The following is a 15,854-nucleotide window of genomic DNA, read 5'->3' as shown; positions in this document are numbered from 1 at the left end:
GGAAACTTGGGTGTAATCAAACCTCGCTATAATAGGGTTAATATACTTGAATCAAGTAGGGTGGGGTATTTTATGGAAGAAACACTGACAAAATCATATTTACAAAAATCACTAGATGAGTGGAAGGAAGATATTTCCTTAGTTTTAGCTGAAATCGCCAAAGAATATGATGAAGTGGCACAGGAATTAAAGGTGTATTCATATAAGTATGGAATTACGAAACAAGTAATTCAATCAACAGTGAATGAGGAGATTATTGAAAAAATCCGTGAAATGTATCATAAACCTTTTGAAGAAAGCTATAACCAATTAAAAGAATACATAAAAGATTTAGAGGAAAAACGAAGAGTTTTTCAAATGTTTATTCAAAAAATTGAGGAGGTAACGAAAAAGGAATCCGCTAAAATTACAACTTATTGAATCCTAGATAGTGAAAATACCCAATCGGTGTCCGATGGGTATTTTTTTTTTGCCAGTAGCAGGGAAACCTTTTAATGGCCATTCTTTCTTTGTTTGAAAACAAATGAAACGGTGTAAAAGGGCCTTGCATATATTGATTAAGAACAAAAAGTGTGAGGTGTGGAACAAATGATCACGGCCAACATTGGAAGTAAAACGTTTCGAATCCCAGACAACCTAGAAGAATATTTTCAATCATTCCGCCCAGATGTGATTGGGATGAACCAAGAATTTGATTCCCCCTTTGGTCAAAAGAAAATCATTTATGCCGACTGGACGGCCAGTGGAAGACTATATCAACCGATTGAACAAAAAATTTCTGAGGTATTTGGCCCTTTTATGGCCAATACCCATACAGAATCAAATATCACCAGTTTAATGATGACCGGTTTATATAAGCAATCTAAAAAAATTATTAAAGAACATGTTAATGCAGATCAACATGATGTGGTCATTCTGGACGGATTTGGGATGACTTCAGTCGTAAATAAACTACAGCGTATCTTAGGGCTGCGAGTTCCGGAAGTATGGAGAGACCGACTCCTGCTTTCTGATATTGAAAGACCCATCATTTTCCTGACTCATATGGAACATCATTCCAATCAGACATCGTGGCTAGAAACACTTGGTGAGGTCATAGTGATTAACCCTGATGAGGAGGGGGGAGTGGATTTAGGTCATTTAGAACATCTCCTTAATGTTTATAAGGATCGAAAATTAAAAATTGGTTCTTTCACAGCATGCTCCAATGTAACAGGGATTCAAACGCCATATCATCAGCTTGCGAAGCTGATGCACCAACACAAGGGACTTTGTTTTGTTGATTTTGCTGCCTCTGCACCATATGTCGAGATCAATATGCATCCGGAAGACCCGCTTGAGAAGCTTGATGCAGTATTTTTTTCACCGCATAAATTTTTAGGCGGACCTGGAACAAGCGGAGTATTGGTCTTCGATTCAAGGATATATAGTAATAAGGTTCCAGACCATCCTGGCGGCGGAACGGTCTTATGGACAAATCCTTGGGGAGAGCACCAGTATATCGATGAGATTGAAATGCGGGAAGATGGGGGGACCCCTGGGATTTTGCAATCAATTCGGACTGCTTTATGCTTGAATTTGAAAACGAAGATGGGGATCAATCAAATATTGAAAAGAGAGAAAGAGCAGCTTAGACTGTTATTTTCCCATTTGGAAAAGATTCCGGATGTCAAAATATTAGCTGGGCATATCAAAGATAGAATCGGAATTGTCTCATTTTATATCGAAAACATTCATTATAACTTGGTGGTTCGTCTCTTAAATGACAGGTATGGTATTCAGGTAAGAGGGGGATGTTCATGTGCAGGGACGTATGGCCATTATCTCTTAGAAATCGATCAAGCTACTTCCAAACAAATTACAGATCAAATTAATCATGGAGATATGTCTACCAAACCAGGATGGGTACGATTCTCAGTTCACCCCATCATGACAAATGATGAAATACTTATCTTTGTTCGAGCGATCAAAGAAATTACCGAAAACATAGATAATTGGAAAAACGATTACGTCTATGATCCTCTTAGTAATGATTATTTCTATATCCATCACCTGCGTGAGGATATGTCGCCATTTTTTAGATTTAAGTGATTCTTTAAAATCATAAATAAGCATTTCGGAGATGGGCCGAGGCTTAACCGTTTTATAGTCAACCACACACTTGTATAGGAATATGCTATCAGAAGGAAGGTGGGATACATGATCCATACAGTTCAGCCAGGCGAAACACTGGGATCGATTTCAGCAAACTATCGAGTGAGCCTAAGGCGCCTTTACGCCGCAAATCCGGGAATCGGGCATTTGCATGTGGGACAAAAAATACAAATTCCAGGTCTGCCGGAGCCAAGTACCATACCCTACTCAATTGAAGTATCTGTTGGTAAAAAGAGACTTACATTATACAATAATGGCCGGTTAGTGAAAATTTATCCAATTGCGGTCGGCAAGATGCTCACACAAACACCGGTAGGGGATTTTGTTATTGTCAATCGCCAGTATAATCCAGGGGGACCATTTGGGGTTTTATGGCTTTCATTATCAAAACAAGGCTATGGGATACACGGGACTAATGATCCGAGTTCGATCGGAAAATCCGTCTCTCATGGTTGTATAAGAATGTATAATCGGGATGTGCTGCAACTTGCGGAAATGGTTCCAAATGGAACCAGGGTCAGTATACGCCCATAATTTCTAAAGGCGGATTTTTTATCCTGCCTTTTTTATATAGCAGAAAATCCCACCCTTTAAAATACAAGGGTGGGAAAATTGTTTACTTATAGATTACAATTGAACCAACAGATTTATCATTTGATTCGCCATTTACACGAACTTTTAGACCGTAATGTGGGATAGCACGTCCGGCATCTGGAACAAATGCATTTTTGTAAGATCTGCTATCATCAAATAGAGATACAGCTGGTTGGCTTGGTACATTCAAAGTTTGTATACCAGGATAAGTAATATTTAATTCAGAAGTAGGATCTAAACCAAAAGCTGCATCTGCAATTTGGAAACGAGTACTTGCATTTGCAGTAGTTCCATTTGCAAGGAGCCATTTTAAGTTTAGGTCTAGATGGGAGTCAACGACACCTAGGAAGCCATCCCCAGGGTGTGTACCTGTCCAGTTATCCGTGTAGCTATTATCAACATACCAAACTACTAACCCGCCATCATAGCTCATTAAAGAACTTCCGCGTTTAATATGAGCAAGACCTTGATCTACTCCTTGATGATTTCGCCACTCAAGTAAATAGTAGTGATCAGCGTAAACATTGCCGTCGAACTTGTTGAAGCCGTTATGGGTGAAAGCTGAAGTTGTTCCTTCACCATCTTCATTCAATACATTAGTACCGTCAGCAGTAACCTTTACATTGTCAACGAAGAAACCAGTATCGTTAAATCCCCAGTCAGTAATGTAACGGAACTTCAATTGAATTTTCTTGCCGGCATAGGCAGATAAATCAAAAGTTTGTTTTGTCCAGCCGTTTGAGTCTCCTGTGAAACCAGGAAGATTCGCTGGAATGGTAGGATAAACACCTGAGACAACATTGGATGTTGTGTTCGCATTTGAAAGCGACTTCCAAGTGGATCCATTATCTTCAGAAACTTGAACGAAAGCGTAATCCCATTCCTCTTCGATCTTATAGTAAGCATCGAAGTCCAATGTAGCAGTACTCTTACCAGTTAAATCAACTGATGTTACCATATTGTTATCAGACTCATCGCCTGTCCCGCCCCAGAAAGAGAATTTGCCTTCAAACGGATCTAATAGGTGTGTTTTCTTTTGTGGTAAATTTACTCGAATTGCCTGGTTATTTTTTCCGAGAGGTGAATTTGCTTGATCAAGTAAGAACTGTGTGCCTTTTGAAGTAACATCTTCTAAATTTACCACTGTTGGATCTGTCCATTTTCCTCCAAGTGTAGCTTGAAAATATTGCTTTGCATATGGGGAGAACCCAGTTGGTTCTGTACCAGGAATTTTTCCTGCCCATGAACCGCTTGACATAATCGACCAATATTGATTTGGCTCGTCAGCACCAGAATAGGCTGTATCATATTCATCAGGAAGGCCTAAGTCATGACCATATTCGTGTGCGAATACCCCGGTAGCACCATCTTCAGGCATTACTGTATAATCATAAAATCCAGGCAATCCTGCACCAAGACCATCAGGATCATAGAAAACGGCAGATCGATGCGACCAAATTGCATTATTACCAAGTGATCCACCACCAGCTTCTTGTCCCATACCAGAGTGGATGATTTGAAGGTGATCAACTAATCCATCCGGTTCCCAAAAGTTACCGTCACCATCTAAGTCATGTGGATCTTCTAAATCATAGTCTTGTAAAGGTATACCTGCTGCAATTGCAGCTTTGTATGTGTCCCTTACCAATTGTGCGGCACCACCTGGTGTTACATTATCATGTCCTGTACCTTTATCTGCACCATAAAATGCTGCAGTTCCAGGCACTTTTAACCAGCCATACGCCTTACCATTAATCGTATAGGTACCACCAGATTGCTGTTCATAAAATTGCTTTTGAGAAATGAGGTTTTCGCCATTAGGGCCTGTTACTCCGTTTGAGCCAAAGATCATTTCTTCAAAGTGATCAATCGTATAATCCTTGTAATAGTTATCTGTTTGTTTTGGTTGAATTTTGTTGTGAGTGAAATCTGAGTACTCTACTACCAGCGTTAAAAGTTTACCTTGTTTGACGACTCCTGGTGACTTTCCTTCCTTAACATTTTGCCCATTTTTGTTGCCATTTCCTTTCATCATTCCGTTATTATATTCTTTAAACTTTTTTTGCTTTCTTGCATCACCAGCTTTTACTTTTGCCGCTATTGGGTCATCCGTTTTTACATTGTCCTCTTTACCCTTTTGTACCAAGTAATTGTGTAAAGCGGCTTGTTTCTCAGCTTGAGTTGCATTCTCAGAAATAACACCCTCCCTAATCAACAACTCGATCAGCTTGTCTTCATTTACAACTGACAAATCTAGTGAACCATGCGACTGTGAGACAGCGCTAGAACTCTTATGTAGCAATTCCCCGCTTGCAAGATTGCTGCTGTTTACATAGTTGCCAGGAAATCCTGAGAACAATGTACCAGCCATAACTGCAGTTGTTAGACCAGTTTTAAATAGTTTCTTCAAGAATAGACCCCCCTAAAAAATAAATAGTTGCAAATTAAATAATATTCTGAAAATAAATGTTGAGCAATAGGATTATTTCCTCAAATTTCTTCTTATTTCCTGAAAAACCAGTTATTTGGAGGTGGTTTTCGACAGCATTATTATTTTTTTTCAGGGATTTTATCAAATTTACTAGAATAATAATTATGGTAAATATTTTATTACATAGTTAATAACAAAATCGTTAATATGTGTTAGTTGATAGCGTTTACAAGGAAGTTGTCCAAATGACTATTATTATAGTTTCAATATAGTTTTAGAGAACAGTTTATTTAGAATTTCAAACCATTTTGTCCTCCATATTATAAATAAGTAGAAAATTTTGAAATTATGTTCGACTTAAAAAGCCCTCCTTTTTTGAGGAGAGCTAAATATTTCAGAAAATGATCTGTCTTTGCTGCGTAAACTCGTTTGTTAACATTAACTTTGTTGTCGACAAGGAGACGGACTGTCTCAAGACCGTATTTTAAAAACTTATTATCAATTTATTTTGTAATTAATTCCTGACTTTTTTCTCATACTAATCAAATAAGAAAGTCTAAGGACGGTTGTTTATATGAGGTTCAAAAATAAAAATAGTATACCTTTCTTTATTTTGTTTATTATTCATACATTCCTCATAGGATTAGCCTTTTATAAAAGTAAAAATAAAAAGGAAGTAATCATTTTTCTGGGTTCCATTATGGGATTTTCCTATTTATTCGAATTCTTTGTATTAAACTTGTTCAAGGGTTACAAATATATGCCAAATGTTTTTAAAAATAAATCGTTGGACAATTTTCTGGGAGCTTTTTTATCTCAGTCCATTTTTGTTCCTTTTACTGCCGTTTACCTAACTTTAACTAAATCAGGATTAACTAAGAAACTGCTTGGGGGAATTTACTTTTCCTTAATAGAGTTATTATTTTTGCGTCTGCGGGTATATAAGCATAATTGGTGGAGAACAGTTTATACCTTGATTTTAATCCCCATTTACTTTGTAATAAGCGATTACTGGTATTATTTGCTTTCGAAAAAAAATGAGTTCATCCGTAAGATCTCCTTCTTTTTAATGATAATGGTAACTGAAACAAACTTATTTTTACTTTTAGCGTTCCTTCGTAAATTTCGTTTTGGTTGGGGCAGATATCATGCATGGACGGAGCATTTTATAATCACACCTTTATATTCCATAACCTTTTCGCTTTTCAGCTACTTTACCTTTAAAAAAAATAATGGTTATTGGGCAAAAGTGAAGGTGGTTTTGTTTGATGCCTGTTTATATCAAATTTTTATTAGAACAAAAATATTTAAAACGAAGATTAAAGTAATAAATTATATTTTAATAAAAAGTGTTATGGTACTTGTTTATGGTACATATAGAAAGTGGATTTTTGGCGGAAATCGAAAAGATTGAATCTCATACAAAGTAAAAAAACGCCTATTTGGCGTTTGGTTTTTATAAGTTCTATCCTTGATTATTAAACGAAGGCATGATACAATGACTGGTGGTATAATATGTATATTGTTAGCAGAGTTTAAATCTCTATTATAACATTAGCATATAATATGTACATTGTCAAGGAAATGAAATCTATTCTAGGGGAAGTGGTTAGATGAGCGATAAAGAAAGAACCGACTTACGACTGGAGCAGGAGAGAGTAGGTACGGTTGTAAAGGTCATCGATCAAAAGATAAAGAGTCTGCAAAAGAATACCGGAGCTGTTCGCTCTGATGTTATCGAGATTCGCAAGAACTTCTGGGAAGATGTTACGGTCAACACGGATGAACCCGATGACATTATAGAAACTGCAGCAAGTATCAAACAACAGGCTGAACTTCTCTCAGAGCGAGAACGTACACACAGTCACTTGGATAAAAATCTAAAAACACTGACCCGATTGAAATACTCACCTTATTTTGGCCGGATTGATTTCTTAGAAGAAGGCGAGAGTCGTGTGGATCAAGTCTATTTAGGCATTGCTTCATTAATGGATGTAAACGACGAGAACTTTTTAATTTATGATTGGCGGGCACCAATTTCGAGTTTATATTATGATTACTCTCCAGGCTATGCGCAATATAAAATACCTGAAGGTACCATAGAAGGAGAAATGTCGCTAAAACGGCAATTTATTATCCGGGAATCAGATATCAAGGCAATGTTCGATACGGGTGTAACGATTGGTGACGAAATGCTTCAGGAAGTCCTCGGGAATAATGCGAGCACGCAAATGAAGAGCATTGTTGCCACCATCCAGAGGGAGCAAAACGAAATCATTCGAAATGAGCGAAGTAAAATATTAATCGTTCAGGGTGCAGCAGGGAGCGGAAAAACCTCAGCAGCATTGCAGCGCGTTGCGTATTTACTCTATCGTTATCGTGGAACCTTGAACGCCGAAAACATTATGCTTTTTTCTCCTAACCCTCTATTTAACAGCTATGTTTCGACAGTGCTGCCTGAACTTGGCGAAGAAAATATGCAACAATCTACTTTTCAAGAGTATTTAACGCAAAGATTGGGTAAGACCTTTGAGGTTGAGGATTCATTTTCGCAAATGGAGTTTCTTCTAAGCGGAAATGATGACGCTGCGTATCAAACAAGAGTGGAGGAAATTCGTTTTAAGGCCAGTCTTGAATTTAAATCGTTAATTGACCAGTACGTATCTAAGCTATCAAACCAGGGCTTAATTTTTAAGGACTTGTCCTTTAGAGGAAATAAGATTATTTCTAAAAAAGAAATAAGCGATTATTTTTATGGGTTGGAGAGTAGTTTTTCTATTCCAAACCGGATGCAGCTTGTAAAGGAATGGTTGTTAAAAGAATTAAAGCGAGCTGTTAAACGGGAACGTTCTCAAAGCTGGGTGGAGGAAGAGGTCCAATTCCTTGAAAAAGAGGATTATATGGAAGCATTTAAGAAACTTCAAGAGAAGGATCGTTTTACTGAGAATACCTTTGATGATTTTGAGCGGGAACAACGGTTGCTTGCTGAAATGGTTGTAAAAGAAAAATTCAAACCATTATTTGTAAGAGTGAAAAACTTTAAATTTATTGATTTAACACAAGTATACCTGCAATTATTTAAGGATAATGAACAATCTGTTAAAAAATACTGGCCAGAGATGTGTCAACAAACAATTGGCCAGATTCAGCATAGGGTGGTTCCTTATGAAGATGCTACCCCTCTCGTATACCTGCAGGATTTACTTGAGGGCCGGAAATCAAACACCGCGATTCGCCATATTTTTATTGATGAAGCACAGGATTATACACCGTTCCAGTTTGCCTTTATCCAGCGCCTGTTTCCTTATAGCAAAATGACTCTGCTCGGCGACTTTAACCAGGCCATCTTTTCAGGGGCAACCGGTTCGCAAACAGTTTTGACAGATCTGGATAACAATGAAAAAGAGGTTGAAACTTTTGTCCTAACCAAAACTTATCGTTCAACCAGGGAAATTGTGGAGTTTTCCAGTGCACTCATTTCAGATGGGGAAAAAATCGAGCCTTTTAATCGCAGAGGCAAAAAACCAACAGTAAGATATGTGAAAGAGGCACAATTGAATAGTGAAGTTCTTGAGAAAATTAAACAATATAAGTCAGCAGGATATCAAACAATCGCCGTAATCTGTCGGACGGAGGCAGAAAGTAAAGCTTTGTTTGAGGAACTTAAAGAAGCAATCCCGCTCCATTTAATTGAAAAGGGAACCATTTCTTATGAAAGAGGAATTAATGTGATTCCATCTTACTTAGCGAAGGGAATAGAATTTGACGCTGTCATTCTTTATGATTGTTCCCGGTATCAAAAGGAAAGTGAACAGAAATTATTTTATACCGTTTGCACCCGAGCTATGCATGCCCTCCATATATTTGCTACCGGTGAAAATAGTCCCCTCATGGCTTGTGTACCTAAGGATGTTTACGATGTTATTTAAATAAATTAAAAGCGGCAAGGGTCCATTTGGTTCCCCTGCCGCTTTTTTAGGAATTATTTTTTCCATTGCTTTTGAATTTGTTCAGTAGCAAGACGTAATATTTCATCTTCAGATGTTTCACGCTGTGCGATAACATTCGTTAAGTAGCTTTTTCCTTCAAAAGTTATTTTTACTTCAACTTGGACCATTTAAAATCACCTTTTTCTTATAGTATTATTAAATTTGTGTCAGACCGTTATGACAAGCTGGCAAATTCATAGGGGTTTTCTGTGCGATTGTTATAAAGTATTACCTCAAATCTAAGGGAGTGTTCGGGTTGTCTATAAACTTCGAAGAAATAAACAAAGAAACTATATATATTGCTCTAGAGATCATAAATTCAAATCCGCAATATAATGAGATGGAAAATAGGGAAAAAGCTAGGTCACTTACGGATATGGAAAACGAATTTTTGAACCCAAATACAACTAGTGAATTTATTAAGCTTGACGATACGTATATTGGGGTTATTGATTATATGCTGGTAAATCTGAAAGATTCTTTTCCTTGGCTGGGATTGTTAATAATTCATAAAGATTATCAAGGATTTGGCTTCGGTAAACAGGCATATGAAAAATTCGAGAATGAGATGCGAAATCGGGGGTTGGACAACATTAGAATTGGCATATTGCAAGAAAACACAAAAGCGCAGTGCTTTTGGAAATCTTTAGGATTTGTTTATTATATAACGTCTAAGGCTCAAAATGGAAGTGCAATATTATGTTATCAAAAACAAATATAAAATTCATCCTGCCAATAGAATGTTACACCTCGACTACCATAAATTCGTCAACAAATCGTTGCACTTCTGTTTTATCAACTTTGTTTTTTCTTATCATGGATTCGGCCATAACGATTAGTGTTCGAACCGATTGATTCCTTTTTAAATCATGTACCGAAACATCGCCATTTAATAACTGGATAGCTTTTTCTCTGTTGTCTTGATTCTTAGAAGATGTGTAAAGCAGATAGGCAATACAAGTAACCTTGTCCACAATCTTACCCCCAATCAAGTATTTATTTTTTATTAATTCGACTATAATTAAACGGATTCCTGCTAATTCCAAGATAGATTTCTGAAAAATAAAATAATAATTACTAAAGAATATTGGGCATGGACGATAGGGGGAGAATAACTAAAAAATGACAAATTACCCTCTATCCCCCGAATAATTTGTTGAATATTGCTTATAGGCCATGGTATTTTGTATAATATTGAAGGGATAAAGAAAAATGATGATAGTCAGTATTCTACCTTTCTTCCCTTAGGATGAAGGGTTTTTATTATTATATCGGGTAAAACAATGATTCTGGCTATTAGCATAACTTTTTACATAGGATTTAGGAGGAAGAAGAATGAAACAGGTCTTAATTAAGGATTTGTACAGAAATACGGAAAGTTATGTTGAACAGAAGGTTCAATTATCCGGATGGATCCGGACGATACGAGATTCCAAAACCTTTGGGTTCATTGAATTAAATGATGGAAGCTTTTTTAAAGGTGTTCAGATCGTTTTTGACGAGCAATTAGATAACTTTAAGGAAATTACCAAGCTTCCCATTAGCTCTTCGATTCGTGTAGAGGGTGACTTTGTTTATACACCTCAAGCAAAGCAGCCCTTTGAAATTAAGGCGACGGAAATTTCTATTGAAGGGACATCTAATATAGATTATCCGCTGCAGAAAAAAAGGCATTCCTTTGAATATTTAAGAACCATCGCGCATTTACGTCCAAGAACAAATACTTTCAATGCTGTTTTCCGTGTAAGATCGTTAGCATCTTATGCGATTCATAAATTTTTCCAGGACAAAGGATTTGTATATGTTCATTCACCAATTATCACGGGCAGTGATACGGAGGGTGCTGGCGAAATGTTCCGTGTCACCACTATGGATATGGATAATCTTCCAAAAACTAAAGATGGCAAAACTGATGTAACAAAGGATTTCTTTAATAAAGAAACTAATCTTACCGTGAGTGGTCAGCTTTCTGCCGAAGCGTTTGCATTGGCCTTTAGAAATGTGTATACATTTGGTCCAACCTTTAGAGCGGAAAACTCAAATACGGCAAGACATGCGGCTGAGTTTTGGATGATTGAACCTGAGCTTGCTTTTGCCGAGTTACCGGATATCATGGATTTAGCGGAAGAAATGGTGAAGTATGTCATTGGTTATGTATTGGAACAAGCTCCAGAAGAAATGAACTTTTTTAACAGCTTTGTAGAAAAAGGATTGTTAGATCGTTTGAATCTGGCTCATTCAGCAAACTTTGGACGGGTAACGTATACAGAAGCAATTGAGTTATTGAAGAATTCAAGTGAAACCTTTGCTTATCCGGTTGAATGGGGACTTGATCTGCAAACGGAACATGAACGCTATCTGTGTGAAAAAGTCTTTAAACGCCCAGTGTTTGTTACAGATTATCCAAAAGAGATCAAAGCATTCTATATGCGTCTAAATGAAGATAACAAAACCGTAGCTGCAACAGATTTACTAGTACCGGGAATCGGCGAATTAATCGGTGGAAGTCAGCGTGAAGAACGTGAGGATATCCTAGCCGGAAAAATCAAAGAGCTTGGGATGAGTGAGGAAGACTATTGGTGGTATCTGGAATTAAGGAAATATGGTGGAACAAAACACTCAGGTTATGGCCTAGGTTTTGAAAGATTAATCATGTACTTAACGGGTATGGCTAATATTAGGGACGTTATTCCATTCCCACGAACAACTGGTAATGCTGAATTTTAATGATAGAAAAAAGAAGATTCATTTCACGAAATGGATCTTCTTTTTGTTATTCATATTCAGTTTATGAATCTTCTTGCAGTTCTTCTTCAAAATAAAATGTACTGGGATGTTCTTTAACGATATACGAGTATCTTTTCATATTTTTCACATATTGCCATTTAGAAATGGTGACAACCTCACCTGTTTCTATGATATTTACGGTTTGACCATCATTGAAACGGTTATTCGAACTTTTCATTTCAACACCCCTTCACCTTAAGTATATCACAAAAATGCCACTTATGCCTGGTTACATATAGGATATGGAAATAACAATAAGAATAACCGGAGCCGTTCTCCTTTCCATTATAAGTTAACTATGGTATGCTTAATAAAAGCGAGGTGTCATTTTTGACCAATTATAAAGCAAAAAGAAGTAACCTCAAGGAGTTATTATCAAAAAGTGGTATGACTCTAGATAATTTAGAAAGTAATACAAACATTCCAAGGAGCCAGCTAGATAACTACATATCTAAAAAGGTAATGACTCTAAATTCGGCAATGACCATTTCAAAAGAATTAAATTGTCAAATTGAGGATTTGTATGTCTGGGAATCAGAAAAGTAATAAAACGTTTTGATTTATAAAAGCAGCAACCAAAAAAACAGACTCTATGCAGAGTCTGTTTTTTTTCGGTTAATTATACTTCTAAATCACATTTTTCTAAAGGGATAACCTTAGTCTTTTTAGTGAATTTGTAACCAAGCCATAAGATAAAGAATAATGGCAAGCCGATATAGGATACTAATACACTGCTCCAATCAATATGGTCGCCCATAAAAGCAGAGTAGTTTTGTCCTAGAACAACAAAAGCACAAACGGCAAAGGCAAAAATAGGACCGAACGGAAAGAATCTTGATTTATAAGGCAACAGGTTTAGATCTTTTCCTTGAGCAACAAATGCCCTGCGAAAACGATAATGACAGATGGCAATCCCAAGCCAAGCAATAAACCCTGACATACCGGATGCGTTTAATAGCCATACATAAACGGTACCATCTCCAAAGAAAGAGGCCAAAAATGCAAGTGTTCCTACTAACGTTGTCGCGATTAAAGCATTAACCGGAACGCCATTTTTATTAAGTTTACCTAAGAATTTAGGCGCTTTACCTTGTCTTGCTAAATCCCATAGCATCCGTGTTGATGCATACATTCCTGAGTTACCTGCTGATAAAACAGCTGTTAAGATTACCGCATTCATTACAGAAGCAGCGAATGCAATACCTGCTTTTTGGAAAACAAGCGTGAATGGGCTGACAGATACTTCACCACTAGCCAAGTTTCCATTTGTATAGGGAATAAGAAGACCAATAACCAAAATAGCTAAAACATAAAATAAGAGGATCCGCCAAAATACAGATTTAACAGCACGTGGTATTGATTTACTAGGATCGTCGGTTTCACCCGCAGCAACACCTAGTAGCTCAGTCCCTTGGAAAGAGAAACCTGCTGCCATAAAGATCCCTAGCATAGCCATAAAACCGCCGTGGAATGGAGCATCTCCGACTGAAAAGTTCTTAAAGCCAATTGCATGATCGCCCATGATACCGAAAATCATCAAAGTGCCGGTGATGATAAAAATAATAACCGTAACTACTTTAACAAGAGAGAACCAATACTCTGCTTCGCCAAATCCTTTTACAGAAAGATAGTTTAATAGGAACATAATGACTAAGAAAATGGCACTCCAGACAAATGAAGGTGTATGGGGAAACCAAAATTTCATAATCATGGTGACAGCGGCTAATTCTGCGGCAATGGTGATTGCCCAGTTATACCAATAATTCCAACCAAGGGCAAAGCCAAGGGATGGGTCTACAAATTTTGTAGCGTATGTGCTAAAACTACCGGCAACGGGCATGTAGGCGCCCATTTCCGCTAAGCTTTGCATTAGGAAGTAAACCATAACTCCGATGACAAGATAGGAAAGAATAGCCCCACCCGGTCCGGCAGAGTGTATCGCACCGCCGCTGGCAAGGAATAAGCCGGTTCCAATTGTACCTCCGAGAGAAATCATCGTTAAATGACGAGATTTTAGACTTCGTTTTAATTCGTTTGAATCCTTTTTAGATGTATGTCTTCCTGTATTAATTTCTTCTAATGGTCTTGCTGTTTGTCCTTGCATAATAAAACTCCTTTTCTTTTTTATATAGTGCTGCTAACATTACGCAGGTACCTGAAAGGTCAGCCTGCAATCACTAGTTCGAGAAGGAGTTTTGGAATAAAAAATGCCATCGAAGTAGAATCGATGGCATTGTGTATACCCCGCATCATACCTTCCGAAAGATAGCTCAACACGTTTGCTTGGTAGGTTCAAACGTGACAGTTCTGTTCCTATTCGAAAACAGACCCAGCATACTTTTTAAGAGAACAAAGCACACTTCGGCAGCTTTTCCTTTCAAACGGAGTCATAGATGTCTCTGCATCTCATCCGTTTTACTTATAAAAACCGCGACCTCTACCTCACCGGTTTTGATGAGGATTTTACTATTCAATTAATATACTACTAAAGTATCATTAATATCTTTAAACTGTCAATGAGTTCATTTAAAATTAGTAAAATCAAAATAGACAGATTATTTTTTCTATTGGAAAAAAACTATTAAGTTTACTTTGATTTAGAGAATCAGTATCATTTAAAAAAAAGAAAAAATTGGGAAGCAGGAGGATTTGCCATGCAGATTATTGGAGTAATTGCCGGTTCCCTCATCGTAGTGGTGGCATTCAACCTTTTTTTAATTCCTCACGCTGTTTTAAGCAGCGGATTAAGTGGAATATCCATGATATTAGGGATGATTACCCCATTAAATACCGGTTTGGCAAACTTTTTATTGAATTTACCACTCATCATTATTGGTTATAAGATGCTTGGGAAAAAATTCATCATGAATACGATCGTATCCGTGGTTATCATTTCTGTGGGTCTTTACCTAGTTCCTGTTCTTCCAATTGCGAAGGATCCTATTCTTTCATCTATTTTTGGAGGAATCTTAACAGGTCTTGGAGTAGGAATTGTCTTTCGTTCTTCGGGTTCCACTGGCGGTTTTGACATTATTGGGATGATCGTGTCGCGAAAAAAGGATTTTCCAATCGGAGTATTACTTTCGGGTATGAACGCTGTTGTCATTGTGATAAGTGGGTTTCTATTTAATTGGGACGCAGCACTTAATACATTAGTATCAATTTATTTAACCGGAAAAGTAGTCGATACTATTTATACAGACCATGCCAAATTAACGTTGATGATTATTACAGATAAGGGTCAAGAGTTGAGGGAGCATTTACTTACCAACCTCTATAGAGGTCTTACCATTATGGATGGAATTGGTGCATATTCCAATGACAAACGAAACATTTTAATAACCGTTATTACTCGTTATGAATTGAATGAAGTGAAGAATTTAATTGTTGAAGTGGACCCATGTGCTTTCGTCAATATCACAGAAACCATTGAAGTAATGGGGCTGTTTCATCGACAACATCCATCTTAAGAAGGGTAGCACTAAACTTATTAAAGGGTTCCGTTTTAGGGGGTCTACTTAATTAAAAGACTCAAGAAAAGACGTATGAATTTGCATACGTCTTTTTCTTTATTTATCTGGGTTTTTATAAAATCCTATGAACTTTGATATAGCAATTAACATCATTATTAGGATGGACAATAATTTGCAGTTAGTTTGAGAACCAATTTTTTATGGTGAACCGTAACATAAATAGAAGCACTTGGTGTCTGGATTCGAGGGGAATTCGGACAAGGAAATACCAAAAAGATGAGTTGGTGTCCAAAGACGAGTGAAATTTGGACAAGGGAGAGCTAATAAGTCAAGATGATGTCCGAAAGTGAGTTAACTTTGGACAAGGGAAAACTAAAAAGGCAAGATGGTGTCCGAAGACGAGTGAACTTTGGACAAGGGAAAGCT

At 37.2% G+C, this 15,854-nt stretch carries 14 protein-coding genes and 1 riboswitch; of the genes, 9 read left to right on the top strand and 5 right to left on the bottom strand.

Going from position 1 to position 15,854, the window contains the following annotated elements:
• Positions 1 to 72: 72 nt before the first annotated feature.
• From V7077_RS20025 to V7077_RS20015, 3 genes are all read left to right on the top strand, one after another.
• Positions 73 to 420, top strand: a complete 348-nt coding sequence (locus V7077_RS20025; RefSeq protein WP_235739987.1) for a hypothetical protein — start codon at positions 73 to 75, stop codon at positions 418 to 420.
• Between the two features lie 168 nt (positions 421 to 588).
• Positions 589 to 2,091, top strand: a complete 1,503-nt coding sequence (locus tag V7077_RS20020; protein WP_335505164.1) for an aminotransferase class V-fold PLP-dependent enzyme — start codon at positions 589 to 591, stop codon at positions 2,089 to 2,091.
• Positions 2,092 to 2,199: 108 nt separating this feature from the next.
• Positions 2,200 to 2,688, top strand: a complete 489-nt coding sequence (locus V7077_RS20015; RefSeq protein WP_335505163.1) for a L,D-transpeptidase family protein — start codon at positions 2,200 to 2,202, stop codon at positions 2,686 to 2,688.
• An 82-nt stretch (positions 2,689 to 2,770) separates the two neighbouring features.
• Here the strand turns inward: V7077_RS20015 and V7077_RS20010 are convergent, their stop codons facing one another.
• Complete coding sequence (locus tag V7077_RS20010) at positions 2,771 to 5,158, bottom strand: immune inhibitor A domain-containing protein (protein ID WP_335505161.1); 2,388 nt, start codon at positions 5,156 to 5,158, stop codon at positions 2,771 to 2,773.
• Between the two features lie 781 nt (positions 5,159 to 5,939).
• Between V7077_RS20010 and V7077_RS20005 the strand changes: the two genes are divergently transcribed.
• Entirely contained in the window at positions 5,940 to 6,593 is a 654-nt protein-coding gene (locus V7077_RS20005) for a hypothetical protein (RefSeq protein WP_335505159.1), read from the top strand.
• Positions 6,594 to 6,792: 199 nt separating this feature from the next.
• Positions 6,793 to 9,108, top strand: a complete 2,316-nt coding sequence (helD, locus tag V7077_RS20000) for an RNA polymerase recycling motor HelD (protein ID WP_335505157.1) — start codon at positions 6,793 to 6,795, stop codon at positions 9,106 to 9,108.
• A gap of 53 nt (positions 9,109 to 9,161) precedes the next feature.
• On the opposite strand, the gene V7077_RS19995 is transcribed toward helD, so the two are convergent.
• Positions 9,162 to 9,296, bottom strand: a complete 135-nt coding sequence (locus V7077_RS19995; protein ID WP_335505155.1) for a BA3454 family stress response protein — start codon at positions 9,294 to 9,296, stop codon at positions 9,162 to 9,164.
• Between the two features lie 128 nt (positions 9,297 to 9,424).
• On the opposite strand from V7077_RS19995, the gene V7077_RS19990 reads away from it, so the two are divergent.
• A complete protein-coding gene (locus tag V7077_RS19990; RefSeq protein ID WP_335505152.1) occupies positions 9,425 to 9,889 on the top strand; it encodes a GNAT family N-acetyltransferase in 465 nt (154 codons plus the stop codon).
• 22 nt (positions 9,890 to 9,911) lie between these two features.
• Here the strand turns inward: V7077_RS19990 and V7077_RS19985 are convergent, their stop codons facing one another.
• A complete protein-coding gene (locus V7077_RS19985; RefSeq protein WP_335505150.1) occupies positions 9,912 to 10,142 on the bottom strand; it encodes a hypothetical protein in 231 nt (76 codons plus the stop codon).
• Between the two features lie 361 nt (positions 10,143 to 10,503).
• Between V7077_RS19985 and asnS the strand changes: the two genes are divergently transcribed.
• Positions 10,504 to 11,895 (top strand): asparagine--tRNA ligase, encoded by a 1,392-nt coding sequence (gene asnS, locus V7077_RS19980; RefSeq protein WP_335505148.1) that lies wholly within the window; start codon positions 10,504 to 10,506, stop codon positions 11,893 to 11,895.
• A 61-nt stretch (positions 11,896 to 11,956) separates the two neighbouring features.
• On the opposite strand, the gene V7077_RS19975 is transcribed toward asnS, so the two are convergent.
• Positions 11,957 to 12,133 carry a hypothetical protein gene (locus V7077_RS19975; protein WP_215042715.1) on the bottom strand — a complete coding sequence of 59 codons (177 nt, stop codon included), beginning with the start codon at positions 12,131 to 12,133 and terminating at the stop codon, positions 11,957 to 11,959.
• Positions 12,134 to 12,285: 152 nt separating this feature from the next.
• Between V7077_RS19975 and V7077_RS19970 the strand changes: the two genes are divergently transcribed.
• Positions 12,286 to 12,501, top strand: a complete 216-nt coding sequence (locus V7077_RS19970; protein ID WP_215042713.1) for a helix-turn-helix domain-containing protein — start codon at positions 12,286 to 12,288, stop codon at positions 12,499 to 12,501.
• Between the two features lie 73 nt (positions 12,502 to 12,574).
• Here V7077_RS19970 and V7077_RS19965 read toward each other — a convergent pair whose 3' ends face one another.
• Positions 12,575 to 14,059 (bottom strand): amino acid permease, encoded by a 1,485-nt coding sequence (locus V7077_RS19965; RefSeq protein ID WP_335505143.1) that lies wholly within the window; start codon positions 14,057 to 14,059, stop codon positions 12,575 to 12,577.
• A 154-nt stretch (positions 14,060 to 14,213) separates the two neighbouring features.
• A riboswitch (Lysine riboswitch) is annotated at positions 14,214 to 14,403 on the bottom strand.
• A gap of 206 nt (positions 14,404 to 14,609) precedes the next feature.
• On the opposite strand from V7077_RS19965, the gene V7077_RS19960 reads away from it, so the two are divergent.
• Positions 14,610 to 15,425 carry a YitT family protein gene (locus V7077_RS19960; protein WP_335505141.1) on the top strand — a complete coding sequence of 272 codons (816 nt, stop codon included), beginning with the start codon at positions 14,610 to 14,612 and terminating at the stop codon, positions 15,423 to 15,425.
• Positions 15,426 to 15,854 lie beyond the last annotated feature (429 nt).

This window comes from Neobacillus vireti, assembly GCF_036962465.1.
Classification (GTDB): Bacteria; Bacillota; Bacilli; order Bacillales; family Cytobacillaceae; genus Neobacillus; species Neobacillus vireti_B.
The sequence above is the reverse complement of the archived record's forward strand: the minus strand, read 5'-3'. Positions and strand labels throughout refer to the sequence as shown.

Excerpts from the sequence above, each read along its gene's own strand:
- asnS (WP_335505148.1), top strand. The coding sequence starts at position 10,504 with ATGAAACAGGTCTTAATTAAGGATTTGTACAGAAATACGGAAAGTTAT.
- V7077_RS20025 (WP_235739987.1), top strand. The coding sequence starts at position 73 with ATGGAAGAAACACTGACAAAATCATATTTACAAAAATCACTAGATGAG.
- V7077_RS19975 (WP_215042715.1), bottom strand. The coding sequence starts at position 12,133 with ATGAAAAGTTCGAATAACCGTTTCAATGATGGTCAAACCGTAAATATC.
- V7077_RS19960 (WP_335505141.1), top strand. The coding sequence starts at position 14,610 with ATGCAGATTATTGGAGTAATTGCCGGTTCCCTCATCGTAGTGGTGGCA.
- V7077_RS20020 (WP_335505164.1), top strand. The coding sequence starts at position 589 with ATGATCACGGCCAACATTGGAAGTAAAACGTTTCGAATCCCAGACAAC.
- V7077_RS20005 (WP_335505159.1), top strand. The coding sequence starts at position 5,940 with ATGCCAAATGTTTTTAAAAATAAATCGTTGGACAATTTTCTGGGAGCT.
- V7077_RS19995 (WP_335505155.1), bottom strand. The coding sequence starts at position 9,296 with ATGGTCCAAGTTGAAGTAAAAATAACTTTTGAAGGAAAAAGCTACTTA.
- V7077_RS19965 (WP_335505143.1), bottom strand. The coding sequence starts at position 14,059 with ATGCAAGGACAAACAGCAAGACCATTAGAAGAAATTAATACAGGAAGA.
- helD (WP_335505157.1), top strand. The coding sequence starts at position 6,793 with ATGAGCGATAAAGAAAGAACCGACTTACGACTGGAGCAGGAGAGAGTA.
- V7077_RS20015 (WP_335505163.1), top strand. The coding sequence starts at position 2,200 with ATGATCCATACAGTTCAGCCAGGCGAAACACTGGGATCGATTTCAGCA.